Annotated in this window: 17 protein-coding genes and 1 tRNA gene; 14 read left to right on the forward strand and 4 right to left on the reverse strand. The window is 68.3% G+C overall.

Going from position 1 to position 19,752, the window contains the following annotated elements; all coding sequences use genetic code 11:
• Positions 1 to 3: 3 nt before the first annotated feature.
• Positions 4 to 549 (reverse strand): NUDIX hydrolase, encoded by a 546-nt coding sequence (locus IRX98_RS08140; RefSeq protein WP_224275703.1) that lies wholly within the window; start codon positions 547 to 549, stop codon positions 4 to 6.
• Complete coding sequence (locus tag IRX98_RS08145; protein ID WP_224275706.1) at positions 546 to 1,865, reverse strand: zinc-dependent metalloprotease; 1,320 nt, start codon at positions 1,863 to 1,865, stop codon at positions 546 to 548. The genes IRX98_RS08140 and IRX98_RS08145 overlap by 4 nt, the downstream gene beginning before the upstream one ends.
• A gap of 74 nt (positions 1,866 to 1,939) precedes the next feature.
• Between IRX98_RS08145 and IRX98_RS08150 the strand changes: the two genes are divergently transcribed.
• The 9 genes from IRX98_RS08150 (at position 1,940) to IRX98_RS08190 (ending at position 10,583) form a co-directional block, all read left to right on the forward strand.
• Positions 1,940 to 2,365, forward strand: coding sequence for a molybdenum cofactor biosynthesis protein MoaE (locus tag IRX98_RS08150; protein WP_224275708.1), 426 nt, complete (start codon positions 1,940 to 1,942; stop codon positions 2,363 to 2,365).
• A gap of 42 nt (positions 2,366 to 2,407) precedes the next feature.
• Positions 2,408 to 2,665, forward strand: a complete 258-nt coding sequence (locus tag IRX98_RS08155) for a hypothetical protein (protein ID WP_224275711.1) — start codon at positions 2,408 to 2,410, stop codon at positions 2,663 to 2,665.
• A 38-nt stretch (positions 2,666 to 2,703) separates the two neighbouring features.
• Positions 2,704 to 3,756, forward strand: a complete 1,053-nt coding sequence (locus IRX98_RS08160) for a YlbL family protein (protein ID WP_224275714.1) — start codon at positions 2,704 to 2,706, stop codon at positions 3,754 to 3,756.
• Entirely contained in the window at positions 3,753 to 4,355 is a 603-nt protein-coding gene (locus IRX98_RS08165) for a PPA1309 family protein (protein WP_224275717.1), read from the forward strand. Before IRX98_RS08160 ends, IRX98_RS08165 begins: the two co-directional genes overlap by 4 nt.
• On the forward strand, positions 4,352 to 7,354 hold the full coding sequence (locus IRX98_RS08170; RefSeq protein WP_224275719.1) for a UPF0182 family membrane protein: 3,003 nt from the start codon (positions 4,352 to 4,354) through the stop codon (positions 7,352 to 7,354). The genes IRX98_RS08165 and IRX98_RS08170 overlap by 4 nt, the downstream gene beginning before the upstream one ends.
• A gap of 69 nt (positions 7,355 to 7,423) precedes the next feature.
• Positions 7,424 to 7,497: transfer RNA gene (locus IRX98_RS08175), tRNA-Met, on the forward strand.
• Positions 7,498 to 7,680: 183 nt separating this feature from the next.
• Positions 7,681 to 7,911: a helix-turn-helix domain-containing protein gene (locus tag IRX98_RS08180; protein WP_191279930.1), complete on the forward strand. Its 231-nt coding sequence runs from the start codon at positions 7,681 to 7,683 to the stop codon at positions 7,909 to 7,911.
• Between the two features lie 6 nt (positions 7,912 to 7,917).
• Positions 7,918 to 9,114, forward strand: coding sequence for a tyrosine-type recombinase/integrase (locus tag IRX98_RS23395; protein WP_191279931.1), 1,197 nt, complete (start codon positions 7,918 to 7,920; stop codon positions 9,112 to 9,114).
• Between the two features lie 164 nt (positions 9,115 to 9,278).
• Positions 9,279 to 10,583, forward strand: a complete 1,305-nt coding sequence (locus IRX98_RS08190; RefSeq protein ID WP_191279932.1) for a hypothetical protein — start codon at positions 9,279 to 9,281, stop codon at positions 10,581 to 10,583.
• Between the two features lie 91 nt (positions 10,584 to 10,674).
• Here IRX98_RS08190 and IRX98_RS08195 read toward each other — a convergent pair whose 3' ends face one another.
• Positions 10,675 to 11,730 (reverse strand): hypothetical protein, encoded by a 1,056-nt coding sequence (locus IRX98_RS08195; RefSeq protein WP_224275723.1) that lies wholly within the window; start codon positions 11,728 to 11,730, stop codon positions 10,675 to 10,677.
• A 314-nt stretch (positions 11,731 to 12,044) separates the two neighbouring features.
• On the opposite strand from IRX98_RS08195, the gene IRX98_RS08200 reads away from it, so the two are divergent.
• The 5 genes from IRX98_RS08200 to IRX98_RS08220 all read left to right on the forward strand — a co-directional run bounded on the left by IRX98_RS08200 (position 12,045) and on the right by IRX98_RS08220 (position 18,580).
• A complete protein-coding gene (locus tag IRX98_RS08200; protein ID WP_191279933.1) occupies positions 12,045 to 13,826 on the forward strand; it encodes a DUF4209 domain-containing protein in 1,782 nt (593 codons plus the stop codon).
• Positions 13,827 to 15,286: 1,460 nt separating this feature from the next.
• Positions 15,287 to 15,574, forward strand: a complete 288-nt coding sequence (locus tag IRX98_RS08205; RefSeq protein WP_191279934.1) for an SRPBCC family protein — start codon at positions 15,287 to 15,289, stop codon at positions 15,572 to 15,574.
• Positions 15,575 to 15,901: 327 nt separating this feature from the next.
• The gene (locus IRX98_RS08210) at positions 15,902 to 17,272 is read left to right on the forward strand and encodes an MFS transporter (protein WP_191279935.1); all 1,371 of its coding nucleotides are present in this window, start codon (positions 15,902 to 15,904) and stop codon (positions 17,270 to 17,272) included.
• Between the two features lie 27 nt (positions 17,273 to 17,299).
• Positions 17,300 to 17,725 (forward strand): carboxymuconolactone decarboxylase family protein, encoded by a 426-nt coding sequence (locus tag IRX98_RS08215; RefSeq protein WP_191279936.1) that lies wholly within the window; start codon positions 17,300 to 17,302, stop codon positions 17,723 to 17,725.
• A gap of 24 nt (positions 17,726 to 17,749) precedes the next feature.
• Positions 17,750 to 18,580 carry an NAD(P)-dependent oxidoreductase gene (locus tag IRX98_RS08220; RefSeq protein WP_191279937.1) on the forward strand — a complete coding sequence of 277 codons (831 nt, stop codon included), beginning with the start codon at positions 17,750 to 17,752 and terminating at the stop codon, positions 18,578 to 18,580.
• A 42-nt stretch (positions 18,581 to 18,622) separates the two neighbouring features.
• Here IRX98_RS08220 and IRX98_RS08225 read toward each other — a convergent pair whose 3' ends face one another.
• Positions 18,623 to 19,726 (reverse strand): alcohol dehydrogenase catalytic domain-containing protein, encoded by a 1,104-nt coding sequence (locus IRX98_RS08225; protein WP_191279938.1) that lies wholly within the window; start codon positions 19,724 to 19,726, stop codon positions 18,623 to 18,625.
• Between the last annotated feature and the right edge of the window lie 26 nt (positions 19,727 to 19,752).

The following is a 19,752-nucleotide window of genomic DNA, read 5'->3' on the forward strand; positions in this document are numbered from 1 at the left end:
GCCTCAGCCGCGCAGCCGCGCTACCGCGTCGCCGATGAGGCGCCGCATGTCGGGGTAGAGGTCCGGCAGGTCGTCGACCGCCCACCAGCGCACGTCCAGCGACTCCTCGCTCACGGCGTGCCCGGCATCGCGCGGAGCCGTGGCGAGGAACCGCACGTCGAGGTGGTGCACGACCGTCCCCGGGGCGCAGAACTCCACCGCGTGCTCGTCGAGGTCCAGCGGCACCGGGTCGAAGTCGAGCGCGGCCAGCCCGGACTCCTCGTGGGCCTCGCGCAGCGCGACCCCGGCCAGCGTCGTGTCGCCGGGCTCGCAGTGGCCACCGAAGGCGAACCAGCCACCGGCCTTGCGGTGGTGGTTGAGCAGGACCGCGCTCGCGTCCGGGGCGAGCACGATGGTGCCGGCGGTGAGGTGGTCGGGCAGGCAGCCGCGCTCCATCCCGTCCGGGCGGGCGTCGAGGTGCCCCACGAAGCGGTCGCGCAGCTCGCGGTCGCGCGCGGACGGCGGCGTCCACCCGGACAGCACGGTCCGGGCGTCGTCGTGGAGGCTCACTCGCGGGTGTCGGGGCCGTCGAGCAGGTCGCGCAGGCCGGCGTCGAACTCCTCGTCCGACAGCGTGCCGGGCGCGACCGAGTCCTCGCGGAAGCCCAGCGGGTCGTCGAGGTCCGCGGCGGTGGGGAGCAGGTGCGGCGACATCCACACTCCGTCGCGGGCCTCGGCGCCCTGGCGGGTGCGCAGCGAGCCCCACAGCGTGGAGGCGTCGCGCAGCCGGCGGGGACGCAGCTCGAGGCCGACGAGGGTGGCGAAGGTCTGCTCGGCCGGGCCGCCGGCCGCGCGCCGGCGGCGTACGGTCTCCTGGAGCTTGGCCGCAGCGGGCATCCGCTCGGCGGTGGCCTGGCTGACGACCTCGTCGACCCAGCCCTCGACGAGCGCGAGGGTGACCTCGAGCTTCTGCAGGGCGGCCTTCTGGGCGGCGGAGGGCTCGGGGTCGAACAGCCCGCCGGCGAGCGCGTCCTGCATCGCCGCGGGGTTGGCCAGGTCGACCTCGCGCAGCTTCTCCTCCATGCCGGAGGTGTCGAAGTCCATGCCCGCGCCGTACTCGGCGACCGCGCCGATGAGGTGGTCGCGCAGCCACGGCACGCCGGCGAAGAGCCGCTGGTGGGCCGCCTCGCGCAGCGCGAGGTAGAGCAGGACATCGTCGTCGGTGACGTCGGGCACCTCGTCGGCGAACGCCTTGACGTTGGTGGGCAGCAGGGCCGCCTTGCCGATCGGGCCGAGCGGGAGGCCGATGTCGGAGGCGCTCAGCACGTCGCCGGCGAGCGCGCCGAGGCCGCTGCCGACCTGCGAGGCCACCATGGCCCCGCTGGCCTTGCCAAGCATCGCCATCAGCGGTCCGGCGAGCTGGCGCATCTCCTCGGGCATCGCGTCGCCGAGGGCGGTCGTGGCGGAGCCGGCGATCGGCTCGACCAGCACCTTCCACACGTCGATGGTCTCCACGATCCACTCCGCGCGCGACCACGCGGCGGTGGTGCTGACGCCGGATGGGAACTCGGTGGTGGTGTCGAGCCAGTGGTCGGCCAGGCGTACGGCGTCGGCGACGGCTGCGGACTGGGCGGCGCTGACGGCCGGGTCGGGCTCCTGTGCGGCTGCGCGGCGCGCCAGGTCGGTCACGGTCTCCCAGTTGACCGGGCCGTCGTGCGGCGCGAACAGCGACTGCATCTGCGACATCAGCGCGTTGAGGTCGGGCATGCCGCCACCCGCGCCGAAGCCGCCCATCTGCGAGAAGATCTGCTCGAAGGGGGTGCCCTTGAAGGGGTTGTTGTCGTCGGGGCCCTGACCGGAACCGGGGCCGCCGGGGGTGTCACTCATGCCTCCCACGTTACCCACCTCGCCCAGACCCGCGCGGCCCCCCGCAGCGCGTCCCTCGTCCTACACTCGGGCCCGTGACCGACCTCCTGCGCCTCGTCGACATCCGCGACACCCCGCTCGACGTGACCGAGGTCCTCGACGCCCTGGGCGACGACGGCGCCGGCGGGCTGACGCTCTTCGTCGGCCAGGTCCGCGACCACGACGGTGGCAAGGGGGTGACGGCCCTCGACTACTCGGCCCACCCGACGGCCCTGGCCCGCCTCGAGGACGTGTGCCGCCGTGTCGCCGCCGCCCACGACGTACGCGGTGTGGCGGCGGTCCACCGCGTCGGCCAGCTGCGCATCGGCGACCTCGCGGTGGTCGTCGCCACCACGGCCGCCCACCGCGGCGACGCCTTCGCCGCGTCGCGCGACCTGATCGACACCCTCAAGGCCGAGGTGCCGATCTGGAAGCACCAGGTCTTCGACGACGCGAGCGAGGAGTGGGTCGGCACGCCGTAGCGCCTGCCCCGCCGCGGCCGCGCGGGCGCCTAGGCTCGGCTCGTGGAGATCCTGCTGTGGCTCGTGCCGACCGTCGTGCTGACGGGCGCGGCGATGCTGTGGGTCTCGTGGGTCAGCCGCGACGGCCGCGGCGAGGTCGACCGCGACGTCGCCGTCGAGCGCCTCGGCAAGGCCCTCGCCAAGGACCTGCCCGCCGGCACCCGGCGTACGGCCGCACCTGCGCGCGACCGCAGCACGGGCATCGCGGTGCGGCCGAGCCACGGTCCCGGCGCTGCCGGCACCACTCGCCGCGCGTCCTAGTTGTCGCGCGGTTGCGGTCGTTTGAGAGAGTTGCGCCCATGAGTCACCGGACCAGGGCGGGATTGCTCGCGCTGTGCCTGCTCGCCGTGCTGTGGGGGACCGCCGCCTTCGTGCCGCTGCCCTACGTGACCTACTACCCCGGCCCGACCGTCGACATCCTCGCGTCCCGCGACGGCGAGGAGACCGTGCAGGTCGACGGGCACGAGGCCTACTACGACGACGGCGAGCTCCGGATGACCACCGTCTACGTCAGCACGCCGCAGGAGGACGTCACCCTCCCCGAGCTGCTGCGGGCCTACTTCGACCCCGACGCAGCGGTCTGGCCGCGCTCGTCGATCTACGCCCCCGACGAGACCGACGAGTCCAACGACCGGCAGTCCGCGGTGGCGATGGTCTCCTCCCAGGACACCGCGATCGCCGCCGCGCTCACCCAGCTCGGCGAGGAGGTCGACCCGATCGTGGAGGTCCTCGACGTGACGCCCGGCCTGCCCGCCGAGGGCCGGCTCGAGGTGCGTGACGTGCTGCTCGAGGTCGACGGGGCCGAGGTCACCGACGCCCAGGACGTCGTCGACGCGGTCGACCGGGCGCGTGCCGGGGAGCCGATCCGCTTCCTCGTACGCCGCGGCGAGCGCGAGCTGAGCGTCGAGGTCACCCCCGAGCAGGTCGAGGACGACCTGCGGGTCGGCATCACGCCGGGCGTGAGCTTCGACTTCCCCTACCGCGTGAGCGTCGACATCTCCGACAACATCGGCGGCCCGAGTGCCGGGCTGATGATGTCGCTGGCGATCTACGACACCCTCACGCCGGGGTCGCTGACCGACGGCTTCGACGTCGCCGGCACCGGCACCATCACGCCCGCCGGCGAGGTGGGACCCATCGGCGGCATCCAGCAGAAGATCGCCGCCGCGCGCGACGCCGGTGCCGACCTCTTCCTGGTCCCGGCCGACAACTGCGACGGCATCGGGGGAGTGGACCCCGGTGACATGCAGCTCGCCAGGGCGACCACGATGAACCGCGCCGTCCAGACCCTCGCCACCTGGGTCGAGGACCCCAACGCCCCGCTCCCGAGCTGTGAGGACACCGCGTCATGACCACCCCCGACCTCGAGCCGCAGCCGCAGCCGCTGCCCGAGGACCCCGCGCTCGCCGCCGCCGTGCTGGAGATCGAGTCCCACGTCGCGCAGGCGGGTTGGGACCAGCCGGCCAGGCTCTACGCCCTGGTCGACACCGCCGAGCTCGTCGCCCAGGAGCCGGCGCTCGCGGCCGCGATGTCCATCGACGGCCCCGGTGACGACGGGTCCTTCACCCCGATCGAGCAGGACGGCCTGCCGCCGGGCCAGGCCCTGGAGGAGGCGCTGCAGACGATCGCGTGGCCCGACAGCGTCTCCGGCTGCGCCGCCGTCATCGAGCGGCTGGTCCTGCCGCCCGGCGCCGACGACGAGCTGCCCGACGACCCGACCGCTGCCGAGCTCTTCGCCCGCGAGCACCCCGACCGTCAGGAGGTCCGGATGGTGGCCGGCGTGACCCGCGCGGGGGCGTCGTACTGCGCGCTGCGGCTCCGCGCCCACGACGACGAGCAGTCCGTCGTCGACGGCACCGAGCTGGTGCCCGGCCTCCTCGAGCTCCTCCACGCGACCCTCCACGACCCGCACGACTCACCGCACGACTCACCCGAGCAGGGGCAGGCATGAGCAATCCCTTCGACCGACCGTCCGGACCGAGCGGTCCCGACGGACCGCAGCGACCCGGGGGACCGGGCGGTCCCGGCGCCCAGCGCCCCGCCGCCACGGCGTCGCGCCGCCCCGGCGCCCTGGTCATCACCTCGATCGTGCTGGTCGTGGGCTTCATGCTGCTCAGCGGCTTCGCCTCCTTCTGGACCGAGCGGCTGTGGTTCGGGTCGGTCGGCTACCGCGAGGTGTTCACCACCCTGCTGCTGACGCGCATCGGCCTCTTCCTGGTCTTCGCCGGCCTGATGGCCGCGACCGTCGCGATCACGATGGCGATGGCCTACCGCTTCCGCCCCGTGCTGTGGCCGGGCATGCCCGGCATGCCCGACGACGGCATGGACCGCTACCGCGAGCTGCTGGCGCCCCGCATGGGGTGGGTCATCGGTGGCGCCGCGGCCGTCCTGGGCCTGTTCGCCGGAGCCTCCGCCACCGGTCAGTGGCGCACCTACTCGCTGTGGCGCCACAGCCAGTCCTTCGGCACCGAGGACCCCTACTTCAACAAGGACGTCGGGTTCTACGTCTTCGAGCTACCGTTCTGGCACTACATCGTCGACTACGTGATGGCCCTCGCGGTCGTGGGCCTGATGGCGACGATCCTGATGAACTACCTCTTCGGTGGCATCCGCCTCTCGGCCCGTCCGGGTGAGCGGCTGACCAGCGCCGCGCAGATCCAGGTGTCAGCGCTCCTGGCGATGTTCGTGATCGCCAAGGCGGTCGACTACTGGCTCGACCGCTTCGACCTGGTCACCAACTCGGGCTCGATCTTCACCGGCATGGGCTACACCGACGAGAAGGCGGTGCTGCCGGCCAAGGAGATCCTCGCGGGCATCGCCATCGTGTGCGCCCTGCTGTTCCTGGCCAACATCTGGCGCCGCACCTGGCTGCTGCCCTCGGTCGGCGTCGCGCTGTTCGCGCTGTCGGCGATCATCCTCGGCCTCATCGTGCCGACCGTGGTCCAGGCGATCCGGGTGAACCCCAACGTCCCGGACCGCGAGGGTCCCTACATCAAGGCCAACATCGACGCGACGCGCGCGGCCTACCAGCTCGACCAGATCGACGTGCGCAACGTGGGCGGCACGGCCGTCGCCGGCGACGGCCGGCTCGAGGCGCTCGACGGCATGACCGCCGGCATCCCGCTGGTCGACCCGCAGATCGTCAGCGAGATCTTCGAGCAGCAGCAGCAGGTCCGCGCCTACTACTCGGTGCCCAACGTGCTCGACGTCGACCGCTACGAGGTCGACGGCACGGACCGCGCGGTGGTGCTCGGCGTGCGCGAGCTCGACCAGAGCGGCCTGGCGGAGAACGACCAGAACTGGTCGAACCTCCACACCGCCTACACCCACGGCAACGGCGTGATCGCTGCCTTCGCCAACCAGCGGCCCGAGGACGACTCGTCGCAGGAGACCGGCATCCAGTGGGCCGAGGGCGCCGAGGTGGGCCAGGACACCCTGTCCAGCCTCTCCGGGGACGACGGCTACGAGACCCGCGTCTACTTCGGCGAGCAGAGCCCGTCGTACAGCATCGTGGGCCTCGACCCCGACGGTGGACCGGTCGAGTTCGACCTGCCGCGCGGCGACCGCAGCGAGGAGGACGTGGCGACGACGTACGACGGTGAGGCGGGCGTGCCGATCGGCAACCTCTTCAACCAGCTGCTCTACGCCGTGCGGTTCAGCGAGCCGAACCTGCTGCTCTCGAGCCGGGTCCACGAGAACTCCAAGATCCTCTACGACCGCAACCCCCGCCAGATGGTGGAGAAGGTCGCGCCGTGGCTCACGGTCGACTCCGACCCCTATCCCGCGGTGATCGACGGGCGCATCCAGTGGATCCTCGACGGCTACACGGTCACCGACAAGTACCCGCTGTCGCAGCGGGAGTCGCTCGAGACCATGACCGACGACGCGCTGCAGGAGAACAACGGCTTCCAGACGCTGCCGACCGACGAGATCAACTACCTCCGCAACTCGGTGAAGGCGACCGTCGATGCCTACGACGGCACCGTGGAGCTCTACGAGTGGGACACCGAGGACCCGATCCTCAAGGCGTGGGAGGCGGTCTTCCCCGACGTCGTGCAGCCCAAGGACGCCATCCCCGACGCGCTCGCAGAGCACCTGCGCTATCCCGAGGACCTCTTCAAGGCGCAGCGCTACCAGTTCCAGCGCTACCACGAGACCTCCGCGTCGGCGTGGTTCGAGGGATCGAGCCGCTGGGAGGTGCCGAGCGACCCGCAGCTCACGAGCCGCCTGCAGCCGCCCTACCGCCTCTTCACCGACACCGGTCAGGGCGAGGAGTGGTCCCTGACCTCGGTCTACGTGCCCCGCGACAAGGAGAACAACCTCGCGGCCTACATGGCGGTCAACAGCGACGCCACCAGTGACGACTACGGCAGGATATCCGTGCTGGAGCTGCCCAACGAACCCACGGGCGGGCCGCTGCAGATCGCCAACACGTTCTCGACCAACGAGGATGTCAGCCAGGCGCTGCTGCCCTACACGACCGGTGATGCCGACCGGGTGCCGGGCAACCTGCTCACCGTGCCGATCGGAGACGACTTCATCTACGTCCAGCCGGTCTACACCCGCCGCGAGGGCGAGTCGAACTTCCCGATCCTGCGCTTCGTGCTCGTCTCCTACGAGGGTCGCGTCGGCATCGACGAGACCCTGCGGGGCGCGATCGAGGACGCGCTGACCTCAAGCCCGTCCGACGGCTCGGAGGAGACGCAGGAGGAGCCGACCGAGGAGCCGACGGAACAGCCCTCCGAGGAGCCTGCGGAGCAGCCGACCGAGACGCCGGGCGAGAACCCGACGCCCGGTGGTGACGCCAGCGTGGGCGAGCTGCTGCAGCAGGCCGAGGACAAGTTCGCCGAGGCCGACGAGGCGCAGCAGGCCGGCGACACGGTCCGCTGGGCGCAGCTGATGGAGGAGGGCCGCGACCTCGTTGACCAGGCGGTGCGCCTGCTCGAGTGACCGGTTCCCCGTCAGGGGGACCCCCGATTTGGGCCTCGCCGAGGGTGGATGTAATGTTCTGTTCACCGACGCGGGGTGGAGCAGCTCGGTAGCTCGCTGGGCTCATAACCCAGAGGTCGCAGGTTCAAATCCTGCCCCCGCTACAAAGTTTCAGGCTCGGAGATCACGGATCTCCGAGCCTGAAAGCATTTGAGATTTGATCCGACTGCCACAAACCGGCCATAAACCCCGTCGCTGCGCTTCCTCGAGCCGCATCCGCGAGCATCGGCATGGGTTGTCACGGACCCGCACGGGACCACTCGGGACCTTGGGCGCACCTCACGAGCATGGAGACCACCCACAGCACGCTGAGCGGCCTAGAGCCGCTGCTGAGCATCGAGGAGCTCGCCGAGTACCTCGACGTGCCTGTCACGACGATCCGCGACTGGCGCACCGACGGCAAGGGACCGTGTGCGATCAAGGTCGGCGGTCGCGTCCGCTTCGCCACCTCCGACGTCCTGACCTGGCTGCTCAGGCAGCGCGAGGCCGAGCCGGGGCGTGGGCCCAGCGGTGGGTGAGAGATCGTGGCTAGACCTCGCACCCCGATCGGCACCTTCGGCGAGATCCACGTCGACAAGACCCACGACGGTCGAGCCCGAGCGCTGACCCGGTTCCGTGACTACGACGGCCAGCTGCGCCGCGTCCAAGCAACAGCGGACACGCCGAAGGCAGCCGAGCGAAAGCTCAAGGAGATGCTCGCCGAACGAACCGAGCAGAAGGTCGGACAGGGCGACCTCACGTCCGCCAGCTCCTTCCGGCACCTCGTCGACGTGTGGCTCGCCGACCTGGATCTCGAGGACGCGCTCGCACCCAGCACCCGTGCCCTCTACGAGCGCAACATGCGCCAGCTCGTCCTGCCGGCCTTCGAGCACTACGCGCTGCGCGAGGTCAGCGTCCGTAAGGTCGACCAGTTCATCAAGACGCTCGCCAAGACCAGGAGCTACAGCATGGCGAAGCAGGCGCGCACGGTACTGAGCCTGGCCTTCGGGCTCGCTGTCCGCTACGACGCGATGCGCGAGAACCCGGTCCGCGACACCGCGCGCCTCCGCAAGCCACACGCCCAAGCAATGTCGCTCACCACCCAGCAGGTCGACGAGATTCGTCGCGCCGTACGCGGCTGGCGTCGAGGGTCCGGCCTGCCTGGCCCTCCGCCCGACGGACAGCTCGAGCAGATCATCGAAGTCATGCTCGGCACGTCCGCCCGCATCGGCGAGGTGCTCGCCATCCGCAAGTGCGACGTGGACGTGACGAGGTCGCCCGCGACGGTTCGGCTCTGCGGGACGATCGTGTCGCCTACGGGAAAGCCCACGCATCGACAGCCGCACCCCAAGACGATGAAGTCGACCAGGACCGTCTCCGTGCCATCGTTCGCTGCCGAAGTGCTTCGCGCGCGGCTGGTCAACATCGCATCAGATGCCCCCGATCACCTGATCTTCTACAGCCGCAACGGCACGCCGCTGACGACCAACAACATCCGGCGCCGCCTGCGCGCGGTGCTGGAGGAGGCCGGGATCGAAGGAGTGACCCCTCACTCGTTCCGACGCACCGTCGCGACTGTCCTCGACCGGGCCGGGGGAGCGGACCTGGCGGCCGAGATGCTCGGCCACACCTCGTCCAAGATCACCAAGGAGCACTACATCGAACCGGACGAGGCGGTGAACCCCGTGACGGCTGACATCCTCGAGTTGCTCGCACCACGCCCGTCCGAGGACGAGCGATGACTTATGACAGGTGTTGACGCCCAATGGCGGCGGAGTGACGCAGCGCGGCTTCGAGCTGACGCCTAATCGTGACGCCAGAAGTGGGGTGGAGCGAGGAACTCGGTTGCCGACGCCGATCCTATCTGTTCCTTGCCAGCAGAAGCAGCCGCGAGGATGCTGGGGCGATGATCCCAAGGCGTCGGGCGTGGGTTGTCATCGGTGTCGTTCTAGCCAGTTTCCTGCCCGCGCCCGAAGCGGTGGCCGGTGAAGAAGACTGGAGCCAGCGAGAGATCCTCACTCGGCCAGGAGTAAACGGCAACGCCCCGCGCCTGTTCGCCGCGGCTGACGGCGCTTTGACGGCCGCGTGGGTCGCGACCAGCGCTTCGTCACTAGATTGGGCACTGGTGATCCGAACTAGGCCCGCTGGCGGGACGTGGAGCATCGAGCAGGTGATAGAGGCCGACGTCAGCCGCTATGACATCGAGCTCGCGGTAGATAGTCGCCTGGTCGCCGCGTACCTGCCAGATGACGGGGCTGGTCCCCACGTCAGGACGCAGGAGGCCGATGGGACTTTTGGCCCAAGCATGCTCCTGGCTCCGGGGCTACCAGGGCGGGTCCTCTCCGGTCCAAAGCTCGTGGTCAGCAAGAGCGGTCGGCAGGTCGTGGTCTGGCTTCAGCGACTTCCCGGGGCAGGCAATCGAGTCGTGGCCGTCCGCCGCGACGGCTCAAGTGCGGCCTGGTCGAAACCGAAGTTCCTCACCGGCAAGGACGCGAGGCCGCTGAGCATCGCGACGGGTGCTGCGCGGGACGGATCCGTCGCGGTGCTGTGGACGGACGTGATGTGGGAGGACGGGTTGCGTTCCTTCCGTGTGAAGCATCGGTTGCTCTCCGCGCACGGAGAGTGGATGGCCACCGAGTTCGTCATGCAGTCGGCTGGCGTTGCTGATCTTCAAGTGGCTAACCGCGGTTCCGGCCGGGTCACTGCCATTTGGGTCGAGACGGACGAGCTTGAGCATCACGCGTACACCTCGTCACGGACGGCGTCAGGGCGCTGGACGCCGGCCGGAAGTATCGCCGCGCAGCCCGACCGGGACGAACTCTGGCAGACCCTGACCACGAACGGTCGACTAACCGCAGTCGTGTGGAGTTCCTTGCCCTCGTCAGACGGCGACTCATGGTTGATGGCACGGGTGCAAGACGGGCGGGCTTGGGGCCCTCCGAGAAGAATAGGGCGAGCGTCGTCGCGCATGTGGTTCAACGCCGCCGCTTTCGAGCGGGACGGGGCCCTGCGTGTGGTGTGGATTCGAAAGCAGGGCGAGATGCGGACGCGGGTCCGCGGGCGTGGCGGAGCCTGGGGGCCCCCGACGCACATCACCTACGTCGGGTTGGACGACTACCGGCCCGTGGTTGTTGCATACGGCGACCGAGAGGCAGCCGTGGTGTCAGCGACCCGCAATCGCAGGATCGCTTTCGCAGAGCTCTCGCAGTGATCTCGCAGTGATCCCACGTCTGCCATGACCGCATCGCTGCCCGCCCGAAACATTCATCGATCCTGTGACTCACCCGTGCCGACAAGCGGCGCTATGACGCACGGATACGACGCTGCAGGTCCCCCACGGAGATAGCGCCATGGACCAACCCCTGTAGGACCGCTTCCATCCCTGCAAAGTCACTCTCCTTAGAAGTCGCGTGAGAACCGATCTTCAACAGGTGGTCTTGTCCACACATCAGAATCATCGCCTTGTCCGCGGACATTGCGTGGAACCACAGATCGGTGTTCCGAGCGTCGATGTCGCTCCATCGGGGCAGGTCAGCGCGCCGCACCTGTTGGAGTGGCCGCTCCTTGGCAATCGTCAGCGGAGCACCGCCAGGCATATGCGGCAAGTCGTGATCGAGCCGAGCCGGCGGCACAAGTGGGAGCGGCGTATACCTCAGGACAAAGATCAGGCCACAGAACGTGAGTAGATGCTGCATCGCATACACGAGCTCATGGTCCCCCGAAGCTGGGTGAGCGTGCCCGACAGTTCGGCCGCTCTGGTCGGGGACCGGCTCTATGTGTAGCGAAACGGGACACGAGTCCAAGCCCTCGCTCAGGTCGTTTGCAGCCCCTGCGAGCCCGACATACCAAGTGCCTGGAGGCTCCTTGTTGGCCATCAGAGCATTCAAGATTGGCTGATCGACAAGCTTCATCTCGCCGTCTGTGAACTCATGCAGAACACCAGTCTTCATGACCCAGCGTCGGACGGTCGACAACTCGTCGCGAGACAAGCGCCAACGAGGGCGGCACAGTTTCGTCGTCAGGATCGTCTTGAACTCCGTCTCGAGGACGGACATCCAGCCGTTGTTGCACGTCGCGCAGACTGCCCGTACCACCCGCCGGTTTGGGGTCTGCCAAGGATGACCCCGTTTCGTGAAGTAGTTGCCGGCAATCCCTGCGGGAGTCTGGACGAGCAACTCTTTACGCCCAAAAGCGCCTTCCAACGAGACCGCTTCCGGGTTCCGTCGACGTCCAGCCGCGTCTCGCCACAGCCATTGCGGAAGAACGTGCTCGCGTGTGAGCGTCGCACCAGAGCCACAGAACGCGCAGGTTCGGACCGGCCCTGCCGCCATCAAACCTGCGGGTTCTTCGGTAGTCATGGAGCAAGCATCTACAACCGCACCGACATCCCACCCGCGGACTTGATGTAGTTGCCTCCTCGGATCGACCTCGGTCCTACTCAGGACCCGACTGGCAGACCCTACCGAGACAGGGGAGTTTGGGGCGATGCGCAAGCGGCGGATTGACGCCCCCGCGGTCAGCCATGACAAAGCCTCCGCTGTCCAGTGACCACGCTGCCTCGGTCTCGGCCGAAGGTTAGGTTGCAACATCGGCCACAGTCCTCGCGACACTTGCGAACCCAATGGGTGGGCGAGCTGGCTCGACGTAATCTCCTTTAGCGGAGGGAGCAAGAATGACTGACGAGGATGCGGCGTCCGATCCGGATGGCGACGGGCTAAGCCTGAACTTTGACTGGTCGCCGGACGTGGTAGCCGCCATCGCCGAGGCGCTGAGGGAGCCCTGCGAGATCTACGAGCTCTCGGGCAGGGTGAAGGCTGCGCTCCCGGAGGAGGTGGAAGACCATCTCCAGGCGTTCATTCGGGCACTCGACTACCACGCGCGGCGCTCGGCCTCTCGCCCAGAGACTATTGATGATATCTACGGATCAATGTTCTCTAGCGGAGACGGCGACGCCTATCCCGAGCCCCTGACGGCCGTGACCCCAGAGACTGTCGCGGCATGGGTTGACGCGACTCAGCTCTTTACCACAAGCGATGTCGTGGTGGCACGGCTAAATGACCTCCTCTGGTGTGTGAAGGCGCAACCCCGACCGGACCTCTATGCGAGGACAGCGAACGCGGCCTTCCGGCGAATGTGGGGCCAGAATGCGCTGGCATCGCTTCATCGGTCAGATGCGCTCGTCCGCGCCCTGGAACTGGCCGTTGAGCTTCGCGATGCGACATTGGTCCAAGAAACCGTGAGCGAGATGGTCGATGCCGTTCGCCAGACAGTGGCGGACGAGGAATGGGCACCTGGCGTGGCGGTTCCGCTGATCGAGGCCTTGGCTGGTTTGCGGGAGCCTGACCGACCAGCAGAGCTGAACGCGCTGATTGGGGAGGCGCGGGTTCGCTACGCCGACGATCCCTTCATCGTCGAGGCGCTGCAACTGCTTCGAATGCAGCGGGCCAAGGATGCTGACGAAAGACGACGCATCGCCGCAGAAGCCGTTCACATGTGGAAGCAGCAAGCTGACGAGCGGGGAGGACTCGTTGGCCTCTCTCACCTTGAGCGGGCTCTAGAACTCGCGCGGAACGAAGGACTCACCGCGGCGGCCGAAGACCTGCGCGAGCTATTGCAGCAGCCGAGGACGCCGGAAGAACTGGGCATGGAGAAGATGGCGACCGAGCTATCGATCCCCAGTGACGTCGTAGAGGGGTTCCTTGCCACGTTCGTCGAAACGTCGAGTGCACAAGAGTCACTCGTGAAGCTCGGCGCCCACTGTCCCATCACGGACGTTGACGCAGATGCGGACCTAGTCAGAGAACAGATGCGCGCGTACCCGCTTGTACATCTCTTCACCACCGTCGTGACTAACACCGAGGGAATGCCTCTCGCCCACGTCACGAGCGACGAACAGAAGTTCAACCATGCGCTTACCTGGCACCACAGCATGTCGATCACTCTCTGGGGGAGCTTTCTGCGCGAGATCCTGCAGCGCCTGGGAGCCCAGGGACGGCTCACGGCTGCTGAGGTGCAACAACTGGTCCAAGGTCAATTCGTTGATGAACCGACCTCAGAAGGCGTGGGGAAGGCCTACGAGGACTTCCTGGCTAGCGACTACGAGGCCTGTCTACAGCGTCTGTTGGTACGGATTGAGCGCGTCGTCAGAAGCATGGCCCGCGCCGTTGGCCTCTCCGTCTACCGAGAGCCGTCCCTCGACGGCAGATCGATGGGCGCGTACAAAGGTCTCGGGGAACTCCTGAGCCTCCTTGAGGGGCGGGTCCCCGAACAGTTTCGACGGTACTTCGCCGTCCTCTTGACCCAGCGCACTGGCATCAACCTGCGCAACCGGTCCGCACATGGATTGATGCAGGATGTCTCACCGGACGAGGCTGCTTTGGCGCTTCACGTCATGTTCGTCCTTGCCCAGTGGTCCGCCGACGGAACGTCCGATACCGGGAGTGCGAACGTCTAGTTGAGCGTCGAACGAACAAGCATTACTCGTCACTGCGGATGGCGGCTTCCCCGGCTGCGTCTATCTGGGCGCTGTGCAGTGCCTCCAGGTCACCTCAAACTGCGCGATGAAGGACACACACAACGAAGCCGGTGTGGACGTGACGGGTGGGCCACAATCCGACGGGCGTTGGGAGTCGACGTGCCGTCCATCGCTGCCCACGGTCCTGCTGATTCAGCATCACCGGTCTGACCTGCGTTCTTGTCGTTCGAGGGCTCTACCAGTTCGAGTCGGCGACAGGTCCGGTGCCTAGCCCAAGCGACGTCTTCATGTCCCCACTGTGAACGAGGAAGGCACCATTTTGCGCCCGCCCGAGGTTCGCCCGTCCCAGGACGGGCGGGGGAGGGTGCGCGGCGTTCGCGTCGACCGAAGGGGCGCCCGTCCTAACATGCCGATGTCAACCCGATGGATGCCGCGATCCTTGACAGGCCAGACGTTGTCGGACTCCAGCTCACGCTCGACCCGCGAACCGATGATCGTGCAGGCGAATTCTTGAGCGCCGAGCACGAGGGCCTTGAACGCTGACTGGCTTACGCACAGCATGGTCAAGCGCGCAGTCCCGAGACCGGTCCTGCAACCTCGAGCTGGCGGTCGTCGGGCCAGGCGAGGTCGGCGCGAGCACTCGTCCTGAACTGCCTGGAGGCAGAGACGATGTGGCGGTTGACCGGCTTGGCGAGGACAGGCCGCTCGGTGGACCGGGTTCAAGAGTTCGCCTTCATCCCGGGCGACCGCGCGTCGAGAATCACCGTCCTGTCCGTGACCGCAACGACTGCATGCACGCTGCATGGCACTGCACCCTCAGCCCTCTGCACGCACCTTGAGTCTTGAATCTCCACGCATCATGTAGGTGTCCAAGGCCCTCCCGCCCGTCCTCACCCCAATCCGACATACACCTCTTGCAGATCGAGGCGGGTTCTGTGGAATTGGCCTTGTGGACAATCAGTCGGAGGACAAACTGCGGACCGAGGTGTGCACCTGCATGCCAGGTGGTGTGTGCTGGTGGCCGTCTCGATTCGGGTGATGTTGGCGGGCGGGCGGTACGACTAGGTGCACAGAAGCATGACCGGGGGTGTCCGCGGCGATCGGCGGCGTTTCGCAAAAAGGCAAAAAACTCTGCTGGAGATGCAGGACGTGGGGTGAGAGGCGTGGTCGGGACGGCGAGCCGGCCGTGGATACGTTGCTCAATCGGCCAGCCCGGAGGGGGAGACCCTCGGGCCGCCCTCATGTGTCCGACCGCCGACCGTCGTCAGTGACTGAGGCGCTGACGGGACCTTCGGCTCTGCCCGCCCGGAGTGCGCGGAAGTACCGTTGACAGGAGGGAGCGCGGTGCCCCGGGTCGCAGTTCGTGGCCACGCGGGCGCTCCTGCGGATGACGGGATGTGTGTCATGGTCCAGGTCACGAGTGGGCACGAGGTGCGGCGATGACCCGCGTCGCAGGAGAGGTCACCATCGATGCGCCCGTCGATGAAGTCTTCGACCTGGTCGCCGACGAGCGGAACGAACCGAGGTACAACCCTCGGATCACCCGTGCCGAGAAGGTCAGCGCGGGACCGGTCGGCCCCGGCGCCCGGTTCGTGGCCGAGCCCAGGGGGACGGGCGCCAAGGGCGAGATGACGCTGACAATCGGGGAGTACGAGCGACCACGCCGTCTCCACAACCGCGTCATCTCGTCGTACATGTGGGTGGACGGCACGCTGACCTTCGAGTAGGTCGAGGGCGGGACGCGGCTCAGGTGGGACTGGGACATGCGTCTCGTCGGACCCATGCGGCTGCTCTCGCCGGTGCTGGCCCTGGTCGGGCCGACCTGGGAGCGTCGCAACTGGGTCGGCTTCAAGACGTACATGGAGTCGGGCAGTCGATAGCGCCCGCTGCGATGGCCACTGAGCCCTCCGGCTCGGGGTGTTCCACATCGGTACACGTAAGGCGGGGTCTCCCGCGCACCTAGTCGTCCACGTCACATTGCTCTCGGGGACAACGGCTCGCCGGGTCATGCGACCACACCATCCGAAACGGATCAGCCCAGGAGACGAGTCCCCATGAGTTCGACCACCACCCTTGACCAGGACATCCGCCGTCGACGCACGGTGAGGTGGGTCATCTCCCTCGCGACCGTCGGCATGGTCTTCGACGGCTACGACCTCGTCATCTACGGCGCGGTCCTGTCCACCTTCCTCGGAGACTCCAGCCACATCGGCGAGGTGACACCCACGCTCGCCGGGACACTCGGCAGCTATGCGCTGCTGGGCATGATGGCCGGCGCCCTGATGGCGGGCGCGGTCGGCGACCGCATCGGTCGCCGCAAGGTGATGCTCATCGCGTACGCCTGGTTCTCGGTCGGCATGTTCGTCACGGCGCTGATGACGACGACGACGTCCTTCGGTGTGCTCCGGTTCCTCACCGGTCTCGGGATCGGCGCTCTTATCGGCACCACCGCCACGTTGGTCACCGAGATCGCGCCGCCCGGCAGGAAGAACCTCGCCAGTGCGATCAGCTATGCGGGCGTGCCGCTGGGAAGCCTCCTCGGAGCGCTGCTGACCATGCTGTTCCTCGAGGCCATCGGCTGGCGGGCACTCTTCATGGTGGGTGCGCTTCCGCTGGTGACCCTGCTGCCCCTGGCGATCCTCAAGATGCCGGAGTCCGTGCAGTGGCTGGTCGCCCGTGGCGAGCTCGAGAAGGCTCGAGAGGTCTCCGAACGGACCGGGATCCCGATGCCTGCTCCGCGAGCCGAAGCTGAAGACGCCCCCCGCGTCGGGTTCGCCGGGCTCTTCAGTCCCGGATTCGTCCTGGCGACCGTGGTGGTCGGCCTGATGAGCGCGCTGGGCCAGTTCCTCAACTACTACCTCAACACCTGGCTGCCGGTCCTGATGGAGCAGGTGGGCTTCAACACCAGGGGCTCCCTGTCCTTCCTGCTCGTCCTGGCGGGTGGCGCCATCGTGGGAGCCCTGACCGGTGCTCGGTTCGCCGACCGCTTCGGGGCGCGTCCCGTGGTCGCGACGTGCTTCGTGATCGGGGCGGCCTTCATCGCGCTGATGTCCCTCGACCTGCCGCTCGGCGTACGCCTCGCATGCGTCGCCGTCGTCGGCTTCGGGACCACCGGCACGTCCATCCTGATCTACGGGCTGGTCGCCACCCAGTTCCCCACCCCCATGCGCGGGGCTGCCGTTGCCTGGGCTGCTGGTTTCGGCCGACTGGGCGGGGTGAGCGGGCCGCTCCTCGGTGGGCTCTTCCTCGCCGCGGGCGTCGGCGTCAGCTCGGTCTTCTACGTCCTCGCCGGCCTCGCCCTCGTGGGCGCCGTGCTGAGCGTCCTGGTGCCCCGTGCGCACTCCGCGTCGGACACCCCCGTCGGTACGTCTGCCCCCGAGCCGTCTCCACGTCGCGCTCTCGCCGGCGCACCGAGCGACCGCTGATCGCCCCGCAACCACCAGGAGAGAACCATGACCGACACCAACCCCACCACCGACCGGTACCAGCGCGGCCTGGACCGCATGATGGAGCTCGTTTCGCCCGAGCACGCCGGGTCGTACGACCACGCCAAGCTGGTCGACTCCTACCAGAGCATCGACGAGCACCTCGCCGACTACATCGTCTCCTTCGCCTTCGGCGACATCTACTCGCGTGACTCCCTGACACAGCAGGAGCAGACCCTCGTGACGATCTCGATGCTCGCTGCCCTGGGCATCGAGCCACAGCTGAAGCTGCACATCAGCGTCGGCTTCAACGTCGGACTCACCCAGCAGCAGATCGTCGGTGCGCTCATCCACGGAATCCCCTACATCGGGTTCCCCCGCGTCCTCAACGGCCTGACGCTGCTGCAGCAGGTCATGGCCGAACGGACCGCGAGCGACTCCTCCGCCAGCTGACCCCCCACCACGAAAGAGCAGACGATGAGCAAGCGCATCGGGTTCGTAGGACTCGGAACCATGGGGCTCCCCATGGCCGTCAATCTCAACAGGGCCGGTTTCGAGGTGATCGGCTACGACGCCTTCGAGGGCAGCCGCGACAAGGCACGTGCCGCCGGCATCACCATTGCCTCGACGGTCGCCGAAGTGGCCGAGAAGGCGGACGAGGCGATCGTGTCGATGGTGCGCGACCACGCCCAGAACGTCGACGTCATCCTGGGGGAGGACGGACTCCTGTCCGCCGACCCTCAGGGCATGACGATCATCGTGATGAGCACGCTCGACCCCGACTCGATGAACGAGCTCGGTCAGCGAGTCGAGGATGCCGGAGACGTGCGGCTCATCGCCGCTGCCGTGTCCGGAGGTGCCACCGGTGCCGAGGCGGGCACGCTGTCGATCATGGCCTCCGGTCCCCGGGACAGGGTGGACGCCGCGCGTCCGTACTTCGACGCCGTCGGGTCACAGACGTTCTACTACGGCGACAAGCCGGGCAACAGCCAGGCCGCCAAGCTGGTCAACAACCTCGTGCTGGGCATCACGATGAACGCCGTGGCCGAGGGCCTCAAGCTGGGAGCGCACTACAACCTCCCGGGGTCCGAGCTGTTGAGCCTCTTCGAGGTGTCGACCGGCGACAGCTGGGTGGCCCGCAACTGGGACTCGGTCTCCCAGTGGACCGCCGACACCGCTCTGGCGGTGCTGCTCAAGGACCTCAAGGCCGCCCACCTCAAGGGTCTCGAGCACGGGATCCCGCTGCCGTTCAACGCGCTCTCCTCCACCCTGCTGTTCAGCTCGTGGGAGCAGGACCCGGGCGCCTAGTGGATCTCCTGGACGGGCGGCCACTGCACGCCGCTCCGGTCCTCACAGCTCGATGATCTGTCGCAGGGCCGTGCCGGCAGCCAGCTCGTCCATGGCACGGTTGATGTCGTCGAGTCCTATGCGGGACGAGACCAGTGCCTCGACCGGGAGCCGACCCTCCCGCCACCACTGTGCGAAGACCGGGATGTCCCGGGCAGGCACGGCGGACCCGAGGTAGCTGCCGATCACCGTGCGAGCCTCGGCCACCAGGAGCAGGGGAGAGACCCCTGCGACAGCGTCGGGGGGTGGCAGGCCCACGGTGACCGTACGGCCTCCCGGGGCGGTGGCGGCGACCGCCGACTCGAACGCCCGGGCGTTGCCGGCCGCCTCGACGACGACGTCGCACCTCACTCCGCTCGAGGCGAGCTCGCCCGGATCGAGCACGGTGGTCGCTCCCAGCTCCCTCGCGTGGTCGCGCTTGGCGGCGACACCGTCCACCGCGACGACGTCGCCGCGGCCGAGCGCGAGGGCGGTGAGCAGCGCCGCCATGCCCACGCCGCCGAGCCCGACGACCATGACGCTCTGCCCGGGACCGGGTGGTGCGGCATTGAGCAAAGCGCCGCCACCCGTGAGCACGGCGCACCCGAGAACGGCAGCGACGTCGGGCGGCACGTCGTCCTCGACGGCGACGACCGAGCGGGTGTCCACCACCGCGTGGGTGGCGAAGGCCGACACTCCGAGATGGTGGTACACCGGGGCGCCGTCCCGGCTCAGTCGGCGCCCTCCTCCGAGCAGCTCGCCGGCCATGTTGCTGGCCGAGCCGGGGAGGCATGGCAGGCGGCCGCCGGTTGCGCAGGCCGCGCACTCCCCGCAGCGGGGGAGGAAGGTCATGACGACCTGCTGGTCCACCGCGAGGTCGGACACGCCGGGGCCGTGGGCGACGACCCGTCCGCTGGCCTCGTGGCCCAGCAGCATCGGGACGGGGCGGACCCGGTCGCCGTTGACCACGGACAGGTCGGAGTGGCACACCCCGGCAGCCGTGATCCGGACGAGGACCTCGCCCGCACCCGGTTCCTCGAGGTCGAGCTCACCCACCGTCAACGGACGGGTCTCGGCCCACGGTCCGGCTCGGCCGACCTCCTCGAGAACTGCACCGGTGATCCTCATGGGTGGACACTCCTCGTCGTCGGCGC

Origin of the sequence: Nocardioides lacusdianchii, assembly GCF_020102855.1 — a bacterium.
Classification (GTDB): Bacteria; Actinomycetota; Actinomycetes; order Propionibacteriales; family Nocardioidaceae; genus Nocardioides; species Nocardioides lacusdianchii.